General features: G+C 65.8%; 1 protein-coding gene and 1 pseudogene. Both read left to right on the top strand.

Annotation, left to right across the window (positions count from 1 at the left end):
• The first annotated feature begins 496 nt into the window (after positions 1 to 496).
• A complete protein-coding gene (locus tag LRS56_13815; GenBank protein WDU65418.1) occupies positions 497 to 13,408 on the top strand; it encodes an amino acid adenylation domain-containing protein in 12,912 nt (4,303 codons plus the stop codon).
• Positions 13,405 to 24,727 (top strand): annotated as a pseudogene (locus tag LRS56_13810) (amino acid adenylation domain-containing protein). The gene LRS56_13815 and the pseudogene LRS56_13810 overlap by 4 nt, the downstream one beginning before the upstream one ends.

Below are 24,727 nucleotides of genomic sequence, written 5' to 3'. Positions count from 1 at the left end.
GCTCCCACAGAAAAGCCAATCCACTGCAAGCCCGCTCTTGATCCACACCACTCAGGTCGGCTACCAGGCCGCCGTGCTCTGCTTTTGATCTTGATCTTGATCTAGGCGCCCCATTAACCACGCTGGCGGCCCACGGATTCAAGTCTGCGTGCGGGCACACCGAGCCGGAGGCGAGGTGCCGAGTGGTGGGGCAAGAGCCCTTTGGTTACTTTGGGGCTTTTCCAAAGTGACCCGCCGTAAGGGCGGAACCCATTTCAGCCATCACCTAAAAAACGGATATACACGCCAAGCCACGCCACCCCAACCCAACCAACCCTTGTCCCCGCTTCCCATGTCACCCCCCACCCCCCAAATCCCTTAATTTCCCAACCCTGCCGGAAGCCCTCCAGCCCCCCGGCTGCGCCCGCAATTCCACCCAGGGCGAAACAACAGCGATCCAGACGGCAGCTGAAAACGGACTTTCTTCTCCACCGTGACTTATCAGGCAGGTTACCCCATGCAGTTCAGCGAATTATTGGCAGCGATTTCCACCCACGCGATCCGTCTGCAACTGGAGGAAGGCGACCTGATCATCCTGGGCGACGACGAAGCGCTGGATGACGCAGTGTGGGATCAACTGATCGCCCACAAACCCCGCTTGCTCGAGTGGGTAGCCGAGCATGGCGGTGACTGGCTGAGCCCGGCCTACCGCATCACGCCAGCCATGCTGCCCCTGGTCAGCCTCGATCAGGCCGCCATCGACCGCATCGTCGCCGCCATCCCCGGTGGGGCGGCCAATGTGCAGGACATCTACCCGCTGGCGCCGCTGCAGGAAGGCATGCTGTACCACCATCTGTCGGCCCAGCAAGGCGACCCCTACGTGTTGCATGCGCAGTTTGTATTCGACAGCCGGGCGCGTTTGCAAACCTTTGCCGAGGCGCTGCAGTGGGTGATCGACCGCCACGACATCCTGCGTACGTCCATGGCCTGGGAACGTCTCGACGAGCCGCTGCAAGTGGTGTGGCGCAAGGCGAGCCTGGCCTGTGACGAGGCGCATGTGAGCGGTGGTAACGTCCTCGAGCGCTTGTTGAACACCTTTGACGCACGTACCTACCGCATGGACCTGGCCCAGGCGCCGCTGCTGCGCCTGGTGTTTGCCGATGACCCGGCCAACGGGCGTGTGGTGGCCATGCTGCTGTTCCATCACACCATCCTCGACCACACCGCCCTCGATGTGGTGCGCCATGAAATCCAGCTGTACCTGGCCGGTCAGCAGGCCCAGGCCGCTGAGCCGGTGCCGTTTCGCGGTTATATCGCCCAGGTGCGCCACGGCGTCAGCGAGCAGGAACACGAAGAATTTTTCCGCGAGATGCTGGCCGATATCGATGCGCCAACCTTGCCGTTCGGCTTGCAGGATGTGCAGGGCGATGGCCAAGGGATCGACGAGGCGCGTATCGCCGTCGACAACGCTCTGAGCCTGCGCCTGCGCAGCCTGGCGCGGCCGTTGGGGGTGAGCGTGGCGAGCATGCTGCACCTGGCGTTGGCCCGGGTGTTGGGGGTGGTGTCCGGTCGCGAGGCGGTGGTGTTCGGCACGGTGATGCTCGGGCGCATGGGCGCGGGTGAGGGCGGTGAGCGGGCCTTGGGCATGTTCATCAATACCTTGCCGCTGCGAGTGGATGTGGGCGGGCAGGGCGTGCGCGCCGGGGTCAAGGCCACCCATGAGCGCCTCACCACCTTGCTCAATCATGAGCATGCGTCCCTGGCGCTGGCCCAGCGTTGCAGTGGCGTGGCCGCGCCGACGCCGTTGTTCAGCGCCATGCTCAACTACCGGCACAGCGCTGCCGGCGATATGGCCGAAGTGATTGAAGTGGCCGAGGGCATTCAGGTATTGGGCGCCGAGGAGCGTACCAACTACCCGCTGACGGTGAATGTGGACGACCTGGGCGAAGACTTCGCGCTGACCGTGATGGTCGACGCGTCCATCGGCGCGCAGCGTGTGGCGGGCTACCTGCACACGGCCCTGGGCAGCCTGGCCGAGGCCCTTGAGCAACGACCGGAGATGCCGCTGAGCGGCCTGAACATCCTGCCCGACACCGAGCGCCACACCCTGCTGCACAGCCTCAACCACACCCCGCAGACCTACGCCGACGACGCGCTGATCCACCAGCAAGTCGAAGCCCACGCCGCCGCCCAGCCCGACGCCATCGCGTTGCGTTTCGACAACCAGCGCCTCACCTACCGTCAGCTCAACGAACGCGCCAACCAGGTCGCCCACCGCCTGCTGGCCCAGGGTGTACGCCCGGATGATCGCGTGGCGATCTGCGTGCAGCGTGGCCCGGAGATGATCATTGGCCTGCTGGGTATCCTCAAGGCGGGCGCGGGTTATGTGCCGATCGACCCGGCTTATCCGTTGGAACGCATCGCCTACACCCTGGCCGACAGCGACCCGCTGGCGGTACTGGTGCAGGCCGACACCCGCCACCTGGTGGGCGGCCTGGCGCAGATCGATTTGAATGGCCTGCGCGGTGAGTCCATCGTCAACCCGCGGGTGGCGGTCAGCCCGTCGAGCCTGGCCTACGTGATTTACACCTCCGGCTCCACCGGCCAGCCCAAGGGCGTGATGATCGAACACCGTCAGGTGGCACGTCTGTTCAGCGCCACCCGACACTGGTTCGGCTTCAGCAGCCGCGATGTGTGGGCCCTGTTCCATTCCTTTGCCTTTGACTTTTCGGTGTGGGAAATCTGGGGCGCGCTGATGCATGGCGGCCAGTTGCTGATCGTGCCGCAACTGGTCAGTCGTTCGCCGGATGCGTGCTACACGCTGCTCTGCGACGCCGGCGTGAGCATCCTCAACCAGACGCCCAGCGCCTTTCGCCAATTGATCGCCGCCCAAGGCCAGAACCCTCGGGCGCACTCCTTGCGCCAGGTGATTTTCGGCGGTGAAGCGCTGGAGCCAGGCATGCTCAAACCCTGGTACGCCCGCGCGATCAACGCCGACACGCAACTGGTGAACATGTACGGCATCACCGAAACCACCGTGCACGTGACGTATTACGCGTTGCACGCGGCGGATGCGCAGCGGGTGGGTGCCAGCCCGATTGGCGTGCGCATTCCCGACTTGCAACTGTACGTGCTGGATGAGCGCCGCGAGCCGCTGCCGTTTGGCGTGGTGGGCGAGCTGTACGTGGGCGGCGCCGGTGTGGCGCGAGGTTACCTGAACCGCGACGCGCTGACCGCCGAACGCTTCCTGGCCGACCCGGCCACCGGCCTGCGGATGTACAAGACCGGCGACCTCGGGCGCATGCTGGCCGACGGCAGCGTCGAGTACCTGGGGCGTAACGATGACCAGGTGAAGATCCGTGGCTTTCGCATCGAACTCGGCGAGATCCAGGCCCACCTGACCACCGCCCAGGGCGTGCGTGACGCGGTGGTCATCGCCCGAGAAGACGAACCGGGGGACAAGCGCCTGGTGGCCTACGTGATTGCCGAGGGCGAACTCCCTGTCGCCGGCCTGCGCGACCACCTGCTGCTGAGCCTGGCCGAACACATGGTGCCGAGTGCCTTTGTGCGCCTGGATGCCTTCCCGCTGACGCCCAACGGCAAGCTCGACCACAAGGCCTTGCCCGCGCCCGATGCCGAGGCCCTGGCCCGTCGAGGTTACGCAGCGCCACAAGGCGCGGTAGAAATGGCCATCGCTGCAATCTGGCAAGACCTGCTCAAGCTCGACCAGGTCGGGCGCGATGACAACTTTTTTGAACTGGGCGGCCATTCCCTGCTGGCGGTCAAGCTGATTGAGCGCATGCGCCAGGTCGACCTCGCCGCCGACGTGCGCGTGCTGTTCGGCCGGCCGACGTTGGCGGCGCTGGCCGCTGCGGTGGGCGGGCAGCACCAGGTGCAGGTGCCCGTCAACCTGATCACCCCGGCCAGCCGGCAGATCACTCCGGACATGGTGCCGCTGGTGGAAGTGGACCAGGCCGCCCTCGACCACATCATCCACAGCGTGCCCGGCGGCATCAGCAATGTGCAGGATATCTACGGCCTTGCGCCGCTGCAGGCGGGCATTCTGTACCACCACCTGGCAACCACGGAGGGTGATCCCTACGTATTGCAGGTGCAGTTCAGCTTCAACGACCAGACGGCGGTGGACGCCTTTATCCAGGCGTTGCAGCACGTGATCGAACGCAATGACATCCTGCGCACCGCGATCCTCTGGGAGGGCCTCAACGAGCCGGTGCAAGTGGTGTGGCGCCAGGCGCCGCTGGCGGTGGAGCGGGTCGACACCCAGGGCGCGGATGCCCTGGCGCAGCTGCAACAACGTTTTGACCCGCGCCACTTCCGCCTGGACCTGACGCGGGCCTCGCTGATGCATTTTGGCTATGCCCAGGAGGAGGGGCGCTACGTCGGCATCCTGCTGCTGCACCATATCCTGCTGGACCACACCGCCTTGCACGTGCTGGTGCAGGAGATGAGCGCCAGCCTGTCCGGCAGCCATGCGCAACTGGCCGACGCGGTGCAGTACCGCAATTACGTGGCCCAGGCGCGGCTCGGGGTCAGCCAGGCGCAACACGAAGCGTTTTTCAGCGAAATGCTGGGTGATATCGACGAACCGACCCTGGCCTTCGGCTTGCAGGACGTGAATGGCGACGGCAGCGGGATTGTCGAGGCGCATCTGCCGCTGGAGCCGGCACTCAGCCTTGGCCTGCGCGAACAGGCGCGGCAACTGGGGGTCAGCAGCGCGAGCCTGGTGCACCTGGCCTGGGCACAGGTGCTGGGGCAGGTCTCGGGCCAGCAAGAGGTGGTGTTCGGTACGGTGCTTTTGGGCCGTATGCAGGGCGGCGAGGGGGCCGACCGGGCACTCGGGATGTTTATCAATACCTTGCCGCTGCGGGTCAGCCTGGGCGCCGTCGGGGTGCAGGCCGGGGTGCGCGCCACCCATGCACGCCTTGCGCAATTGCTTGGGCATGAACACGCCTCGTTGTCCCTGGCCCAGCGTTGCAGTGGGGTGCCGGGTTCGCTGCCGTTGTTCAGTACACTGCTCAACTACCGTCACAGCGCCGCCGATGAGGCCCCGGGGGCGAGCCCGTTCAGTGCGTCCGGGATTGAAATCCTCAGCTCCGAAGAGCGCAGCAACTACCCGCTGGTGCTCAATGTCGATGACCTCGGCACAGGTTTTTCCCTGACCGTACAAGGGGTGGCCACCCTGGATGTGCAGCGCGTGGGCGACTACATGCTGACCGCGCTACGCCATGTGGTGAGCGCGTTGCAACAGGCGCCGACCACGCCGCTTATGGCCGTGTCGATAGTGCCCGCCGCCGAACGCCGGCAACTGCTGGAGGGTTTCAACGCGACCGCCCGTGACTACCCGGCGCACCTGTGCGTGCAGCAACTGTTTGAAGCCCAGGTGCTGGCCCATCCCGAAGCGGTGGCGGCGGTGCAGGGGCAGTTGTCCCTGAGCTACCGCGACCTCAACCGCCGTGCCAATCGGCTGGCCCATCACCTGATCGGCCAAGGCGTGCAGCCGGGGGAAAGTGTGGCCATCGCGCTGCCGCGTTCCCTGGACCTGCTGGTTTGCCAGCTGGCGATCCTCAAGTGCGCGGCAGTGTATGTGCCGCTGGACGTCAACGCGCCGGTCGAGCGCCAGGCGTTTATCGTGCAGGACAGTGGCGCGCGCCGGGTGCTGAGTAGCCTGGCTGATCTGAATCTTGAGGCGCTGTCGTCGCTCAACCCCGAGCTGGCAGTGTCTTCGCAAAGCGTCGCGTACATCCTCTATACGTCCGGTTCCACCGGGGCGCCCAAAGGCGTGCAAGTGCCGCACCGTGCCATTTCGCGCCTGGTGATCAACAACGGCTATGCCGATTTCAACACACGTGACCGCGTGGCCTTCGCCTCCAACCCGGCCTTCGACGCCAGCACCCTCGAGGTCTGGGCGCCGTTGCTCAACGGCGGCTGTGTGGTGGTGGTCGAGCAGGCGGAATTGCTCTCCCAGGCCGCCTTTGCCGTGCTGTTGCAGGAGCAGGCCGTCAGCGTGCTGTGGATGACCGCCGGGCTGTTCCACCAGTACGCTGATGCGCTGATGCCGGCGTTCCGTCAGTTGCGTTACCTGATCGTCGGCGGTGATGTGCTCGACCCACTGGTGATCGGCCGCGTGCTCAAGCACGGCAAGCCGCAACACCTGCTCAACGGCTACGGGCCGACCGAAGCCACCACGTTCTCCACCACGTTCGCGATTACTGAGGTGGGCGAGGGTGGTATCCCGATTGGCCGGCCGATTGCGAATGCCCAGGTTTACGTGCTGGATGCGCGCCGGCAACCGGTGGCGTTGGGGGTGGTGGGTGAGCTGTATATCGGTGGCGCGGGCGTGGCCACAGGGTATTTGAACCAGCCGCAACTGACCGCCGAAAAATTTATCCCGAACCCCTTCGGCGCTGGCCTGCTGTACCGCAGCGGCGACCTCGCCTGCTGGCAGGCCGACGGTACCTTGCTGTACCAGGGGCGTAATGACCTGCAAGTGAAGATTCGGGGTTTTCGCATCGAGCCCGGCGAGATCGAAGCCTGCCTGGCCGCGTTCCCCGGGGTGAAAGACGCCGTGGTGCTGGCCCGCGAAGACGAGCCTGGCGACAAGCGCCTGGTGGCTTACTACACCGCCCCGGCCGCGCTGGATATCGAAGCGTTGCGCGCCCATCTGCAAGCGCGCTTGCCTGACTACATGGTGCCGTCGGCCTATGTCTGGCTGGAACTGTTGCCGCTGACCGCCAACGGCAAGCTCGACCGCAAGGGCTTGCCGGTGCCGGACCAGAGTGCGTTGCTCAGCCGTGGCTATGAGGCGCCGGAAGGCGAGGTGGAACAGCTGCTGGCGCAGATCTGGCAGGACGTGCTCAAACTTGAGCGCGTCGGGCGTCATGATCATTTCTTTGAGCTGGGCGGGCATTCGCTGTTGGCGGTCAGCCTGATCGAACGCATGCGCCAGGTAGGCCTCAGCGCCGACGTGCGCGTGCTGTTCAGCCAGCCAAGCCTCGCGGCGTTGGCGGCGGCGGTGGGCAGCGGGCGTGAGGTAGTGGTGCCGGCGAATGGCATTACTGCGGGCAGCACGCGGATCACACCGTCGATGCTGACCCTGGTGCAACTCGACCAGGCCGCCATCGACCGGGTGGTCGCCAGCGTGCCGGGTGGCGCGGTGAATATTCAGGACATCTACCCGCTGGCGCCCCTGCAGGAAGGCATTCTCTACCACCATATCAGCGCCGAGCAGGGCGACCCGTACCTGCTGCAATCGCGCATGGCGTTTGACAGCCTGGAGCGTTTGCACGGGTTTATGGGCGCGCTGCAACAGGTGGTGGCGCGGCACGATATCCTGCGCACCGGCGTGGTCTGGGAAGGGCTGGACAGCCCGGTGCAGGTGGTGTGGCGTGATGCCCGGCTGTCGGTGCAGGAAATGACGGTGGACCCGGCCGACGGCGACATCATCGAGCAACTGCACGCACGTTTCGATGCCCGTCATTACCGCCTGGACATCACTCAAGCGCCGCTGCTGCGCATGGTTTACGCCCAGGACCCGGCCAACCAGCGGGTTGCGGCGATCCTGTTGTTCCACCACTTGGCGCTGGACCATACCGCCATGGAAGTGGTCGGCCAGGAGATGCGTGCGTTTCTGTTTGGCCAGGCGCAGGGCTTGCCCGCGCCCGCGCCGTTTCGCAATTACGTGGCCCAGGCGCGCCTGGGGGTGAGTGTGGAGGAGCACGAGCAGTTCTTCCGCGAAATGCTGGCCGATGTCGATGAGCCGACCTTGCCGTTTGGCGTACGCGATGTGCAGGGTGATGGCCGCGACATCGAAGAGGCCGAACGGTCGCTGGAGGCGGGGCTGGCGCTGCGTGTGCGTGAGCAGGCGCGGCTGCTGGGTGTGAGTGCGGCGAGCCTGATGCACTTGGCCTGGGCGCAGGTGCTGGGGCTGGTGTCGGGGCGTGATGACGTAGTGTTCGGCACCGTGTTGATGGGGCGTATGCAAGCGGGTGACGGTGCGGACCGCGCCTTGGGCATGTTCATCAACACTTTGCCGCTGCGGGTGGAACTGGCCGCTGGCGCCGCCGCAGCGGTCAAGGCTACCCACGGGCGTTTGAGCGCACTGCTGGGCCATGAGCATGCGTCACTGGCCCTGGCGCAACGTTGCAGCGGCGTCCCGGTCAGCGTGCCGTTATTCAGCGCGTTGCTCAATTACCGCCACAGCACGCCAGCGGAAATGGCCCGCGACGGCCATGGCATCTGGGAAGGCGTGCAACTGCTGGGGGGCGAGGAGCGCAGCAACTACCCGCTGACCCTCAGCGTCGATGACCTGGGTGCAGGTTTTGCCCTGAGCGTGCTGGCGCTGCCGCAGATTGGCGCCGAACGGCTGTGTGGCTATATGCAAAATGCCGTGGAGCAGTTGGTGGCAGCCTTGGAACAGGCGCCCGGCCGCCCACTCAACCAACTGCCGGTTCTGCCAGCGGCGGAGTACCAAACCCTGCTGCATGAATTCAACGCCACTGCCGCAGATTTCCCCACCGGGCAGACCGTGCACGGCGCCTTCGAAATCCAGGCCGAGCGCCAGCCTCACGCAATCGCCGTGCAACAGGGCGATGCAAGCCTGACCTATCAGCAACTCAATCAGCGCGCCAACCAGTTGGCCCATCATCTGCTGGCACTCGGCGTGCAGCCGGATGACCGCGTCGCGCTGTGCTGCCGTCGTGGCCCACAGATGCTGGTGGGGCTGCTGGGTATTCTCAAGGCCGGCGCGGGTTACGTGCCCATCGACCCGGCATACCCCGCCGAGCGCATCGCCTACCTGTTGCAGGACAGCGCCCCGGTGGCGGTGTTGGCCGAGGCCGCGACACGGGCGTTGCTCGGGGCGGTCGCCACGATAGACCTGCACGACACCGCTTGGCAGCACTGTCCCGTGAGCAATCCGCAACCGGGCGGCCTGACCCCGGCGCACCTGGCGTATGTGATCTACACCTCCGGCTCCACCGGCCAGCCCAAAGGCGTGATGGTGGAACATCGGACTGTGGAAAACCTGGTGCACTGGCATTGCGAAGCCTTTGGTCTGGATGCCCGCAGCCACACCAGCAGCGTCGCCGGCTTTGGTTTCGACGCGATGGCCTGGGAGGTCTGGCCGGCGTTGTGCGTGGGCGCCACCCTGCACTTGCCGCCTGCCGACGTGGGTAATGAAAATATCGACGAACTGCTGGCCTGGTGGCTGGCGCAGCCGCTGGATGTGAGCTTCCTGCCGACCCCGGTGGCCGAGTACGCCTTCAGCCAAAACCTGCACCATGCGACCTTGCGTATCCTGCTGATCGGCGGCGACCGCTTGCGCCAGTTCACCCAGGAGCGGCGCTTTGCGGTGATCAACAACTACGGGCCTACCGAGGCCACGGTGGTCGCCACCTCCGGCCGCGTGCGCGCCGGGCAGGCGTTGCATATCGGCCGGCCGATCGCCAATACCCGCGTGTATGTGCTGGATGCGCAGTTGCGCCCGGTGCCGGTGGGTGTCGCGGGTGAGCTGTACGTGGGCGGCAACGGCGTGGCGCGGGGCTACCTGAACCGCCCCGAACTGAGCGCCGAACGTTTCCTGCAAGACCCTTTCAATAATGGACGCATGTACCGCACCGGCGACCTGGTGCGCTGGCTGCCCGACGGCAACCTGGAGTACCTGGGCCGTAATGATGACCAGGTCAAAGTACGTGGTGTACGGGTTGAACTGGGCGAGATCGAGAGCTGCCTGGCGGCACTTGAAGGTGTCGGCGAAGCGGTGGTGCTGGTGCGCGAGGGTCGCTTGGTGGCCTGGTTCACCGAGCATTACCCGCTGGCGCTCGAAACCCTGCGTACGCGCCTGCAAACGCAGCTCCCCGACGCGCTGGTGCCGGTGGCCTACGTCAGGCTCGATGCATTACCGCTGACCGCCAACGGCAAGCTGGACCGCAAGGCGTTGCCGCAACCCGATCAGACCGCGGTGCTGAGTCGTGCCTATGAGGCGCCCCAGGGCGCAGTCGAAACCCGCCTGGCGCAAATCTGGGCCCAGGTGTTGCAGGTTGAGCAGGTGGGGCGCCATGACCACTTCTTTGAACTGGGTGGGCATTCGCTGCTGGCGGTCAGCCTGATCGAGCGCATGCGCCAGGTCGGCCTCAGCGCCGATGTGCGGGTGTTGTTCAGCCAGCCGACGTTGGCCGCCCTGGCCGCTGCCGTGGGCAGTGGCCGCGAAGTGCGCGTGCCGCAAAACCGGATTGCGGCGGATTGCGTACGCATCACGCCGGACCTGTTGCCCCTGGTCGATCTCGACCAATCTACCCTCGACCAGATCGTCAGCCGCGTTCCCGGCGGCGCCGCCAATGTGCAGGATATCTACCCGCTGGCGCCGTTGCAGGAAGGCATTCTCTACCACTACATCACCGCCGAGCAGGGCGACCCCTACCTGCTGCAATCGCACCTGGCGTTCGACAGCCTCGAACGCCTGCAAGCCTTCGCCTGCGCGCTGCAACAGGTGATCGATCGCCACGATATCCTGCGCACCGGGGTGGTGTGGGAAGGGCTCGCGCAACCTGTGCAAGTGGTGTGGCGCAAGGCGGCGTTGAGCGTGCAGGAACTGCAGTTGCAAGGCGATGTACTGGCCGGCCTGCACGCGCGTTTCGATGCGCGGCGTTATCGCCTGGATATCAGCCAGGCGCCGCTGATCCGCCTGATGTACGCCCAGGACCCGGCCAACCAGCGCGTGGTGGTGGTGTTGCTCTATCACCATATCGCCCTCGACCACACCGCCTTCGATGTGGTGCTGCGTGAAATGCAGGGCTACCTGCTGGGCCATCCAGCCCCTGCGGCGGCGCCGATGCCTTACCGTAACTACGTGGCCCAGGCGCGGTTGGGCGTGAGCGAGCAGGAACACGAAGCGTTCTTCCGCGACATGCTTGGCGATATCGATGAGCCGACCTTGCCCTTCGGCTTGCAGGATGTGCGCGGCGACGGCAGCGCTATCGAGGAACACTGCCTGCACCTGGACAGCGACCTCAACCGTCGCCTGCGTGCCCAGGCCCGGCTGTTGGGGGTGAGCACCGCGAGCCTGTTCCATCTGGCCTGGGGCCGGGTGCTGGCAGCCACGTCGGGGCGCCATAGCGTGGTGTTCGGCACCGTGTTGGTCGGCCGGCTGCAAGGCGGCGAGGGGGCCGACCGGGCTCTCGGGGTCTTTATCAATACCTTGCCGCTGCGCCTGGACATCGACGAGCAAGGTGCCCGCGCCGCCGTGCGGTCCACCCACGCACGACTCACGGCCTTGCTCGGGCATGAGCACGCGTCCCTGGCCCTGGCCCAGCGCTGCAGCGGGGTGGCCGCCCCGGCGCCGCTGTTCAGCTCGATGCTCAACTATCGCCATCGCGGCGCGGCCACTCGCTCTGCCGATGCGCAGCACGCTTGGGAAGGCATGCAGACCCTGGTCAATGACGGGCGTACCAACTACCCGCTTACCTTGAACGTGGATGACCTGGGCGATGGTTATACGGTCACCGCCCTGGCGCAGATCGACGCGCAGCGCGTGTGCGGCTATATGCAGGTGGCCCTGGTCGGTCTGGTGGAGGCGCTGGAGCAGGCGCCGCAACAGGCGCTCAATCGCTTGCCGATCCTGGGCAATGACGAGCGGCAACAACTGCTGGTGGCGTTCAACTCAACGGCGGTGGATTACAACCTTGACCAGACCCTGCACGGCTTGTTCGAAGCCCAGGTCGAGCGCACGCCGCAGGCGGTGGCGGTGATCGCCGGTGACCAGCACCTGACCTACAAGGCGCTCAATGAACAGGCTAACCGCCTGGCCCAGCACCTGCGTACTGTGGGCGTGCAGCCGCAGACGCGGGTGGGCATTTGCCTGGAGCGTGGCCTGGAGATGGTGGTCGGCCTGTTCGCCATCCTCAAGGCCGGTGGCGCTTATGTGCCGCTGGACCCAGCCTACCCGCAGGACCGCATCACCTACATGCTGCAAGACAGCGCACCGGTGGTGGTGCTGGCCCAAGGCGCAACCCTTGAGAGGTTGGGCGAGGTGCCGGTGGTCGACCTCGACCAGTGCACCTGGCAGCACCAGAGCGCAACCAACCCTCGGGTCCCGGGCCTCACTGCTCAGCATCCGGCTTATGTGATCTACACCTCCGGCTCCACCGGCCAGCCCAAGGGGGTGATCAACGAACACGCCGGGGTGGTCAACCGGCTGTTGTGGATGCAGGACGCCTACGGGCTCAAGGCCGATGACGCGGTGTTGCAGAAAACCCCGTTCAGCTTTGACGTGTCGGTGTGGGAGTTCTTCTGGCCGTTGTTCACCGGTGCGCGCCTGGTGATGGCGCGCCCGGACGGGCACAAGGACCCGGCCTACCTGTGTGAAGTGATCCAGGCGCAACGGATCACCACGCTGCACTTTGTGCCGTCGATGCTTGATGTGTTCCTGGCCCACGGTGATGTCAGCCAGGCCGCCGGGCTGCTGCGCGTGATGTGCAGCGGCGAAGCGCTGCCGGGCAGCCTGGTGCGGCGCTTCAAGCAGCAATTGCCGGACATCGGCCTGTACAACCTGTATGGCCCGACCGAGGCGGCGGTGGACGTGACCGCCTGGAACTGCGCACGGCCTGAGGTGCCGGACAACACGCCGATCGGCAAACCCATCGCCAATACCCGTATGTACGTGCTGGACGCGCAGTTGCAACCGGTGCCGCTGGGCGTGGTCGGCGAGTTGTTTATCGGTGGTGTGCAGGTGGCGCGGGGTTACCTGAACCGCCCGGAACTGACCGCCGAACGTTTCCTCAAGGACCCGTTCACCGGCGGGCGCATGTACCGCACGGGCGACGTCGGCCGCTACCTGCCCGACGGCAATCTCGAATACCTGGGGCGCAACGATGACCAGGTGAAGATCCGTGGTTTGCGTATCGAATTGGGGGAAATCCAGGCGCGGCTGCTGGAGCATCTGCACATCGGCGAAGCCGCTGTGGTGGCCCGCGAAGACCGGCTGGTGGCCTACTACACCGGTGTGCAGACGGCTATCGAACACCTGCGCAGCCACCTGTTGCAGTCCCTGCCGGAGTTCATGGTGCCGGCGATTTTCGTGCACCTGGAGGCGTTGCCCCTGAGCCCCAACGGCAAGCTCGACCGCAAGGCCCTGCCGGCGCCTGGCCTGGACGCGCTGGTGGTGCGTGAGTACGAGGCGCCGCAAGGTGAGACCGAAACCCTGCTGGCCCGGCTCTGGGGCGAATTGCTCAATGTGGAGCGGGTAGGGCGCCAGGACAATTTCTTTGAACTGGGCGGGCACTCGCTGCTCGCCGTGAGCTTGATCGGGCGCTTGCGCCAGGAAGGCATGGAAGCCGATGTGCGTGCGTTATTCGAACAGCCGACCCTGGCTGGCTACGCCGCAATGACTGAACGAATGGAGATCGTCCTGTGAGCATCAACCAACTGTTGGCGACGCTGAAAACCAAGGACATCCAACTGGCCCTCAAGGGCGAACAGTTGTCGGTGCAGGGCAACAAGCAAGCCTTGGGCGACCCGGCGATTCTCGCCGCGTTGCGTGAACACAAACCGGCACTGATCGAGCTGATCAAGGCCGGGGCCTACTCGCCGGCCAAGGCCGGCGCAGTCGAGGTGCCGGCCAATGGCATCCCGGCCAGCGCTGCGCACATCACGCCGGCGATGCTGACCCTGTCGCACCTGAGCCAGGACGAGATCGACCGTATCGTCGCCAGCGTCGACGGCGGGGTGGCGAATATCCAGGATATCTACCCGCTGGCGCCGTTGCAGGAAGGCATTCTGTTCCACCACGTCAGCGCCGAGCAGGGCGACCCGTATGTGATGCAGTCGCAATTCGCATTCGACAGCCTGGAGCGTTTCGAGGCGTTTGCCCAGGCGTTGCAGGCGGTGATGGACCGCCATGACATCCTGCGTACCGGGGTGGTCTGGGACGGTTTGCAGGAACCCTCGCAAGTGGTGTGGCGTACGGCCCGCCTGCCGGTGCAGGTGCTGCAACTGGACCCGGCCGAGGGCGATATCGCCGCTCAGTTGCATGCGCTGTTCGACCCGCGTCACTATCGCCTGGACGTGACCCAGGCGCCGCTGCTGCGCCTGGTACGCGCCGACGACCCGGCCAACCAGCGCATCGTCGCCACGCTGCTGTTCCACCACATGGCCCTCGACCACAGTGCCCTCGAAGTGGTGTGCCATGAAATGCAGGCGTGCCTGCTGGGGCAGGGCGCGGCGCTGGGCCAGGCGGTGCCGTTTCGCAACTATGTGGCGCAGGCGCGGTTGGGGATCAGCGAGCAGGAGCACGAAGGGTTCTTTCGCCAGATGCTTGGCGATATCAGCGAGCCAACCTTGCCGTTCGGCCTGCATGATGTGCAGGGCGATGCGCGGGGAATCACCGAGGTTCACCTGGCGCTGGCGCCGCAGTTGTCGCAGCGTCTGCGGGCGCAGGCGCGGCAACTGGGGGTGAGCGCCGCGAGCCTGTTCCATATGGGCTGGGCGCAGGTGTTGGGGGTATTGGCCGGCAAGCAACAGGTGGTGTTCGGCACGGTCTTGATGGGCCGTTTGCAAGGCAGCCATGACACGGCGCGGGCGCTGGGCATCTTCATTAACACCCTGCCGTTTCGCGTGGATGTGGACGACCAGGACGTGCGCGCCGGGGTCAAGGCCACGCACGCCCGGCTGACCACCTTGCTGCGCCATGAACATGCGCCGCTGGCCCTGGCCCAGCGCTGCAGCGGCGTGGTGGCGCCGACGCCGCTGTTCAGTGCCTTGCTCAATTACCGCCACAGTGCACCGGCGGCGAGCGCCGAGGCTGTCTCGGCGTGGCAGGGGATCGCGGCGCTGAGTGCACAAGAGCGCACCAACTACCCGCTGACCTTGAGTGTCGATGACCTGGGCGACGGCTTCGGCCTGAGCCTGCTCGCCAGTACTCAAGTGGACGCGCAGCGCGTCTGCACCTACCTGCAAACCGCCCTGGAGAACCTGCTGACTGCCTTGGAGCAGGCGCCTCATACTGCGCTGGAGCAGGTGCCTGTGGTGCCGATGGCCGAACAACAGCTGCTGCTGCAACAGTTCAACGCGACTCAGGCCGATTTCCCCCCGGACAGCACCCTGCACGGACGCATCGAAGCCCAGGCTGCGCTTACGCCGGATGCCATCGCTGCGGTGCACCAGGGGCGGCAAATGACCTACGCCGAGCTCAACCAGCAAGCCAACCTGCTGGCCCATCACCTGCTGGCCCTGGGCGTGAAACCCGATGACCGCGTGGCGATTGTCGCCCGCCGTGGCCTGGACACCCTTGCCGGGTTGCTGGCGATTCTCAAGGCCGGCGCCTGTTATGTGCCGGTGGACCCGTCCCACCCGGCCGAGCGCCTGAGCTACCTGCTGACCGACAGCGCACCGGTGGCGGTGCTGGCCCAGCATGCCCTGCTGGCGCGCCTGCCGGCCCTTGAGGTGCCGGTGATCAACCTCGATCGCTATACCTGGCAGCACCATTCGGCGAGCAACCCGGCGGTGGCGGTCACCCCGTCGAACCTCGCCTATGTGATCTACACGTCCGGCTCTACCGGCCTGCCCAAAGGCGTGATGGTGGAGCACCACAGCGTGGGCAACCTGGTGGACTGGCATTGCCAGGCCTTTGACCTGCGGGCCGGGCGCCACACCGCCAGCGTGGCCGGGTTCGGTTTTGATGCGATGGCCTGGGAAGTCTGGCCCGCACTGTGTGTTGGCGCGACCCTGCACCTGCCGCCAGCCAATGACGGCGCCGAGGACATCGACGCGCTGCTGTCCTGGTGGTGCGCGCAGCCGCTGGATGTGTGCTTCCTGCCGACCCCGGTGGCCGAGTACGCCTTCAGCCAGCAGATTGAACACCCGACCTTGCGTACCCTGCTGGTCGGTGGCGATCGCCTGCGTCAGTTTTCGCGCACCCAGCGTTTTGAGCTGATCAATAACTACGGCCCCACCGAGGCCACGGTGGTCGCCACCTCCGGCAAGGTCGAGGCGGGCCAGCCGTTGCATATCGGCAAACCCGTGGCCAATGCCACGGTGTACCTGCTGGATACTCAGCAGCGCCCGGTACCCTTGGGGGTGGCAGGCGAACTGTATGTGGGCGGCAAGGGCGTGGCACGCGGTTACTTGAACCGCCCGGAATTGACCGCCGAGCGTTTTCTGCAAGACCCGTTCAACCCCGGGCGCATGTACCGCACCGGCGACCTGGCGCGCTGGTTGCCCGACGGCACCCTGGAGTACCTGGGGCGCAACGACGACCAGGTGAAAATCCGTGGCGTACGGATCGAGTTGGGCGAGATCGAAACCCAACTGAACCAGTTGCCGAACATCCAGGAAGCGGTGGTGCTGGTGCGTGAAGAACGCCTGGTGGCGTACTTCACCGAGAACCCGCAGCTCGATCCATTGAGCGTGGGTGGGATTCGCGCCCATCTGGTGGCGCACCTGCCGGATTACATGGTGCCGGTTGCCTTGATGAAGCTGGACGCGCTGCCCCTGACCGCCAACGGCAAACTGGACCGCAGGGCCTTGCCCGCGCCGGACCTGGCCGCGGTGTTTACCCGCGAGTACGCCGCGCCCCAGGGCGAGATCGAAAGCGTGCTGGCGCAGATCTGGGCCGATGTGCTGCAGGTTGAACGTGTGGGGCGCCGCGATCATTTCTTCGAGCTGGGCGGGCACTCCTTGCTGGCGATGCGCATGGTCTCCCAGGTGCGTCAGCGTCTGGGGGTTGAGTTGTTGCTCGGTGACTTGTTCGCCAATGCCGAACTCGCCGCAGTCGCCGAAGTGCTGGCCAAGGCCGGTCGCAGCACCTTGCCGGATATCCTCCCGGCCAGTGGCGATGAAGACGTGCCGCTGTCTTTTGCCCAGCAGCGCCTGTGGTTCCTGGCGCTGATGGAAGGCGCCAACACCGCCTACAACATTCCCATCGGCCTGCGTTTGCGTGGGCATTTGCATGTCGAGGCCTTGCAACGGGCGCTGGCGCGGATTGTTGCGCGGCATGCGACCCTGCGCAGCCGCTTCGCGCAGCACGGTGATGTGGCCAAGGTGCTGTTGGTGCCGGCCGAAGAGGTGCTGCCCCTGCAAGTGCAGGACCTGCGGCGCCACCCGCAACCCCAGCAGGCGCTGGATGCGTTGATCCACGGCGAAGCTTCGGCGCCGTTCGACCTGGCGCGTGGCCCGCTGCTGCGCGGGCGCCTGGTGGTGATGGCGGACGAGCACCATGTGCTGCTGTTGACCCTGCACCATATCGTCTCCGATGGCTGGTCCATGGGCGTGCTCACCCGTGAGCTGATGGCGCTGTACCGGGCCTTCAGCCATGGCCTGCCTGACCCGTTGCCGGCGTTGCCGATCCAATACGGCGACTTTGCCGTGTGGCAGCGGTTGTGGCTCAGCGGTGAGGTGCTGCATCGCCAAAGCCGCTATTGGCAGCAGACCCTGGCCGGTGCGCCGGCCTTGCTTACGCTGCCCACCGATCGCCCGCGCCCGGCGCAGCAGGACTACGCCGGCAGCAGCGTCGCCGTGCGCCTGGATGAACGCCTCACCGCCGGCCTCAAAGCCTTGAGCCAGCGCCACGGCACCACGCTGTACATGACCTTGATCACCGCCTGGGCCGCGCTGCTGGCGCGGCTTTCCGGCCAGCCGGAGCTGGTGATCGGTTCACCGGTGGCCAACCGCACCCGCAGTGAGGTGGAAGGGCTGATCGGTCTGTTCGTCAACACGCTGGCGCTGCGTATCGACACCTCGGGCGAGCTGAGCACCGAGGCGCTGCTGGCGCGGGTCAAGGCGGTGACCCTGGCGGCCCAGGCCCATCAGGACCTGCCGTTCGAACAGGTGGTGGAAATCACCCGGCCGCCGCGTAGCCTGGCCCATAGCCCGCTGTTCCAGACCTTTCTGGCGTGGCAGGATAGCAGCGCGCCGACCCTGGCCCTGGGCGAACTGGCCCTGGAGCGCATCGTGCAGAGCAGCCATTTTGCCAAGTTCGATTTGTCGCTGGACCTGGGCGAAGTGCAAGGCACGATCATTGGCGCGCTGGAATACGCGGTGGCGCTGTTCGACGAGTCGACAGTGCAGCGTTATGTCGGCTACTTCACCCGGGTGCTGCAGGCGATGGTCGACAACGACCAGGCGGTGCTGGCGCATGCGCCGCTGGTGGATGAGCGCGAGCGTCAGCAATTGCTGTTCGGGTTCAATGCCACCGAGGTGGCGTACAACCTCGACCAGACCCTGCACGGCCTGTTCGAAGCGCAGGCCGCCCGCACCCCGGACGCGATTGCGCTCAAGGTGGGCGAGCGGCAACTGACCTATGCCGCGTTGAATGCGCGGGCCAACCAATTGGCCCATCACCTGTTGGAACTCGGCGTACAGCCGGATTCGCGGGTGGCAATCTGCGTGGAGCGCAGCCTGGAGATGGTCATCGGCTTGTACGCGATCCTCAAGGCCGGCGCCGCCTATGTACCGCTGGACCCGGCGTACCCGCTGGAGCGTATCGCCTACATGCTGGAGGACAGCGCGCCGGTCGTGGTGCTGGCCCAGGGCGCGACGCGTGGGTTGCTGGGCGAGGTGCCGGTGGTCAACCTGGAGCAGCCTGACTGGCAGCACCCGTGCACCGACAACCCCATGGTCCGGGGCGTGAGTGCCTATGTGATCTACACCTCCGGCTCCACCGGCCAGCCCAAGGGCGTGATTAACGACCATGCCGGGGTGGTCAACCGGTTGCTGTGGATGCAGGACGAATATGCGCTGACGGCCAAAGACAGCGTGCTGCAGAAAACCCCGTTCAGTTTCGATGTGTCGGTCTGGGAATTCTTCTGGCCGCTGTTCACCGGCGCACGCCTGGTACTGGCGCGCCCCGGTGGCCATAAAGACCCGGTGTACCTGTGCGATGTGATCAAGGCTGAGCAGATCACCACCGTGCATTTCGTACCGTCGATGCTCGACCTGTTTCTGGCCCATGGCGATGTGAGCCAGGCCGCCGGCCTGGTGCGCGTGATCTGCAGTGGCGAAGCCTTGCCCGGCAGCCTCGTGCGGCGCTTCAAGCAGCAATTGCCCGCCAGCCAATTGCACAACCTGTATGGCCCCACCGAAGCGGCCGTGGATGTTACGGCCTGGCACTGCGCGGGCGCGCAGACGCCGGACAACACCCCCATCGGCAAGCCCATCGCCAATACCCGCATGTACCTGCTGGATGGGCAGTTGCAGCCCGTGCCGCTGGGCGTGGTCGGCGAGTTGTTTATCGGTGGCGTGCAAGTGGCGCGCGGCTATCTGAACCGGCCTGAGCTGACCGCCGAGCGCTTCCTCAAGGACCCATTTACCGCTGGGCGGATGTACCGCACCGGTGACGTCGGGCGTTACTTGCCCGACGGTAATATCGAATACCTGGGCCGCAATGACGACCAGGTGAAGATCCGTGGCCTGCGTATTGAACTCGGCGAAATCCAGGCGCGGTTGACTGAGTTCCCGGCGATCAACGAAGCCGCCGTGGTCGCCCGCGAGGACCGTCTGGTGGCGTACTACACCGGCATTCACAGTGTGATCGAGACCCTGCGCGCCCATCTGCTGCAACACTTGCCGGACTTTATGGTACCGGCGATTTTCGTGCACCTGGAGGCACTGCCCCTGAGCCCCAACGGCAAGCTCGACCGCAAGGCATTGCCCGCGCCCGGTGCCGATTCGCTGCTGGCCCGCGAGTACGAAGCGCCGGTGGGCGCCATGGAAAATACCCTGGCCAGCCTGTGGGCCGAGTTGCTCAATGTGGAGCGGGTCGGGCGTCACGACCATTTCTTTGAATTGGGCGGGCACTCGCTGCTCGCGGTCAGCCTGATGGGGCGCCTGCGCCGCCTCGGCTGGTCGGCGGATGTGAAGGTATTGTTCGGTCAACCGACCCTGGCCGCACTGGCTGCAGCGCTCGGCGGTGGGCGTGAAGTGGCGGTGCCGGCCAATGGCATCGCCGCCGACTGCACACAGATCACCCCGGCCATGTTGCCGTTGATCCAGCTGACCCCGCAGGCCATCGAGCGGATCGTCGCTTGCATCCCCGGCGGGGCGGCGAATGTGCAGGACATCTACCCGCTGGCGCCTTTGCAGGCCGGTATGCTCTATCAGCATCGCGCCGTACAGGCGGGTGACGCCTACGTGCTGCAGGCGCAGTTTGCGTTCGACAGCCGCCAGCGTCTGGACGCCTTTGCGCTGGCCTTGCAGGCGGTGATCCGACGCCATGACAGCCTGCGTTCCTCGTTCCATTGGGAGGGCCTTGAAGAACCGGTGCAAGTGGTGTGGCGTGAGGCGACCTTGCGCGTCGAATCGGGACCCTTGCCGCCGCGCCTGGACTTGGGCCAGGCGCCGCTGATGCGTCTGGTGTATGCCGAGGAGCCGCAGCGTGTGGTCGCGACGTTGCTGTTCCATCACCTGGTGATGGACCACATCGCGCTGGAGATCCTGCAACACGAGCTGCAGGCGTTTTTGCTGGGCGCTCAAGATCAGTTGGGCGCGGCTGTGCCGTACCGCAACTACGTGGCCCAGACGCGCTTGGGCGTTGACGATCACGAAGGGTTCTTTCGCGAGATGCTCAGTGAGATTGATGAGCCGACGGTCGTTGAGCACCTGGGCGTCGAAGAAACCGCGCAGTTGGCGATTGAACCGCAATTGAGCCAACGCCTGCGCGAGCAGGCGCGCCAGTCCGGCGTGAGCGCCGCCAGCCTGATGCACCTGGCCTGGGCCCATGTGCTGAGCAAGGTCAGTGGCCGTGAGCAGGTGGTGTTCGGCACGGTGATGCTCGGCCGCCTGCAAGGCGGCGAAGGGGCGGAGCGGGCCATGGGCGTATTTATCAATACCCTGCCGCTGCGGGTCGACCTGGGTGAACACTCGGTGCGCACCGCGTTGCGGGCCACCCACGCACGGCTCAGCCAGTTGCTCAGCCATGAACACGCGCCGTTGGCGATGGCCCAGCGTTGCAGTGGGGTGCCGGCGTCGACGCCGTTGTTCAGTGTGTTGTTCAACTATCGCCACAGCGCCCCGCACACAGCGGGTGTGGCCGAGGCGTGGCAGGGCATTCAATTGCTCAAGGCCGAGGAACACACCAACTACGGCCTGTCGATGAGCGTGGATGACCTGGGCGATGGGTTTGCGCTGAAGGCTGTGGGGCAGGGGGCGCGGCGTTTGTGCACCTACCTGCAGATCGCACTTGAGCAACTGGTGCAGGCCCTCGAACACAATAGCGAGATTGCCATCAGCCATTTGCCGATCCTGCCCGCTGCCGAGCGCCGGCAGCTGCTGGATTTGAATGCCACCACGCGTGCTTTCCCGCGTGAACATACGGTGCAGCGCCTGTTTGAAGCCCAGGCCCAGGCCCGGCCTGACGCGTTGGCGGCGGTGCACGGCGAGCAGGCCATCAGCTACGGCGAGCTGAACACTCGCGCCAACCGCCTGGCCCATCATCTGCTGGGGCTTGGGGTGCGCCCTGCGGACACGGTGGCGATCCTGCTGCCACGCTGCGTGGAGCTGCTGGTCAGCCAACTGGCCATTCTCAAATGTGCCGCCGCTTATGTGCCGCTGGATATCAACGCACCGGCCGAGCGCCAGGGTTTCATGCTGCAGGACAGCGGCGCGACGTGGCTGCTGACCTGCAGCGACCTAGCCGCCGATTTCCCGGCCCGTCGCCTGGACCTGGATACGCTGGCGCTCGACCCGCAACCCAGCCACAACCCGGACCTGTCGCAAGCCTCGGACAGCGTGGCCTACATCATGTACACCTCCGGCTCCACCGGTACGCCTAAAGGCGTGCTGGTGCCGCATCGCGGTATCACGCGCCTGGTCCTCAACAACGGCTATGCCGACTTCAATGCCGCCGACCGCGTGGCCTTCGCCTCCAACCCGGCGTTCGACGCCAGCACCATGGACGTCTGGGGCCCGCTGCTCAACGGTGGCCAGGTGCAGGTGATCGACTACGCCACCTTGCTCGACCCGGCCGCATTCGGCGCGGCGTTGCGCGGGGCGACGGTGCTGTTCGTGACCACGGCGCTGTTCAACCAATACGTACAGATGATCCCCGAGGCCCTGGCCGGCTTGCGCATCCTGCTCTGCGGCGGCGAGCGGGCCGACCCGGCGGCCTTCCGCAGCCTGTTGGCGCAGGCACCGGCGCTGCGGCTGGTGCACTGCTATGGGCCGACGGAAACCACTACCTACGCCACCACCCATGAGGTGCGCGCAGTGGCCGATAACGCCGACAGCGTGTCGGTGGGGCGGCCGATTTCCAATACGCAAATCCATGTGCTGGATGCGTATTTGCAGGCGGTGCCGCTGGGCGTCACGGGTGAAATCTGCATTGGCGGCGACGGTGTGGCCAAGGGGTATTTGAATCGCCCTGAGCTGACCGCTGAAAAATTTGTGCAGGACCCCTTCAACGCCGGTGCCTTGATGTACCGCACCGGCGACCTCGGCCGCTGGACGGCGGATGGCCTGCTGGAGTGCATCGGACGCAATGATGACCAGGTGAAAATCCGTGGTTTCCGCGTTGAGTTGGGCGAGATTGAAGCGCGCCTGGCGACCTGTGCCGCGATCCGCGACGTGGTGGTGCTGGCTCGCGAAGACGCACCGGGGGACAAGCGCCTGGTGGCCTATTTCTCCTGGGTCGCCGCAGCGGTCGATCTCGACAGCGTGCGTGCCCACCTGCAAGGTCAACTGCCCGAGTACATGCTGCCATCGGCCTATGTGCCGCTGGCGCAGTTGCCCCTGACCGCGAATGGCAAGGTCGACCGCAAAGCCCTGCCGGCACCTGCCGAGGGCGCGTTGGCCAGCCGCGACTTTGAAGCGCCGGCCGATGCCCTTGAACAGACCCTGGCGCAGCTCTGGGCCGAGGTGCTGAAGCTGGAGCAAGTCGGTCGGCATGACAGCTTCTTTGAGTTGGGCGGGCATTCCTTGCTGGCGATTCGCTTGGTCAACCTGATGGACGAAGCAGGGTTGCAGGTGTCCCTGGCCGAGCTGTTCCAGCATGCCAGCGTGGCCTCGGTGTGCGCGATGCTGCGCCAGCGTACGGCGCCGCCGCTGCGTGAGACCTCGGTGATTACCGTGCGCAGCAGCGGCGCGCAACCGCCGCTGTTTCTGGTGCATGAGTTCAGTGGCATGGACGTGTATTTCCCGGCGCTGGGTCAGCACCTGCCGGGCGACTATCCGATCTATGGCCTTCCTGGCGTGGCGCTCGGCGAGGCGCATCTGCACAGCATGGAAGGCCTGGCGGCGCGCATGGTCGGCCTGATTCGCGGCCTGCAACCCCACGGGCCGTATCGGGTCGCGGGCTGGTCGTTTGGCGGCGTGCTGGCCTATGAAGTGGCCATGCAACTGCTGGGGCTGGATGAGCCGGTGGCGTTCCTTGGGTTGATCGACAGCTACGTGCCGCGCATGACCGACCAGGGCAAGGCGCGCTGGAGCGGGCCGGATGCGCTCAAGCGGCATTTGCTGCTGCAGTGCACGGCGTATTGGAAAGCACAGGGAGGTGTCAATGAGCTGGCGAGTCTTGAGCAATTGGAGGCAAGCATTGGACAGCTGGACTTTGCGGGCCTGCTGCAACGCTGTCGCGATGAAGGTTTGCTATACGCGCAAATGGCGGCGGCTACGGACGCGGACCTCTTGAGCTTTATTGAACGGGAAGTCGGGCACGGGCATGCGCTGGCGCATTACAGCCTGTTCCCGCTGCCGATTGCGGTGCACCTGTTCAGTGCCAGCGAACGGCCGACCGAGTTGTCACGGCGCAGTGCTGCGCTGGGCTGGGACGAGGCTTTGGCGCCTGGGCAATTGCGCCAGGTCGAGGTGCCGGGGGATCACCAGAGCATGATGCAGGCACCGCATATCCAGGCCCTGGGCCGTGCGATGAGCGAGGCGCTGGCCAGGTGTTCGCCGGCAAGGCAGGCGCCGCATCAGCCGTTGTTGCGCATCCAGAGTGGCCGGGCCGGGCATGCGCCGTTGTTCTGCGTGCCGGGCGCCGGGGACAGCGTCACTGGGTTTGTCGGCTTGAGCGAGGCCCTTGGGCGCGATTGGCCGCTGTTCGGCCTGCAGCCGCGTGGTCTGGATGGCGACGCGGTGCCGCACAGCCAAGTGGAAGCTGCGGCGGTTTGTTATCTGGCGGCGCTGGAGCAGGAATGCCCGCAGGGGCCGGTGCATCTGGTGGGGCATTCATTTGGTGGTTGGGTGGCGCTGGAAATGGCGCTGCGGCTGCAGGCGGCCGGGCGTGAAGTGGCGTCGCTGACGGTGATCGACAGCGAGGCGCCTGGGGGCAGGGGAAAGCCTACACAACGACAACCGCGTTGCTGCGTTTGATTGAGGCGATGCAGTTGGCGGCGGGTAGGTCGTTGGGTATTGACCTGGTGGATTTCGCCGGGCGCGATGAGGGGCGCAGCGGCAATGGTTGCATGCGGGGATGGTCTGGGTGGGGTTGTTGCCGGCTCGGGCCGGTGTGGACGCGATGTCGGGGCCGGCGCGGACTTATGCGGCGGCGTTGCGTACGGTGTATCGGCCTGGGCGGCGGTATGAAGGGGTGGTGCGGTTGGTGTTGGCGCAGGATCCGGCGTTGGACGCGGCCGGGAATCAGCGCGAGCAGGGGTTGATGGTTGAGGGGTGGCGGCGACAGGGGAGTGGGTTGCAGGTTTGGTATGGCGGGGGGAATCACTTTACTTTGCTCAAGGCGCCGAATGTTCAGGGGTTGGCGCGGTGGTGGGTGGATGGGGTGGTGGTTGGGGAGGTGGTTTCGTGA

The sequence above is a fragment of the Pseudomonas poae genome (assembly GCA_028869255.1).
GTDB lineage: Bacteria > Pseudomonadota > Gammaproteobacteria > Pseudomonadales > Pseudomonadaceae > Aquipseudomonas > Aquipseudomonas poae_C.
The sequence above is the reverse complement of the archived record's forward strand: the minus strand, read 5'-3'. Positions and strand labels throughout refer to the sequence as shown.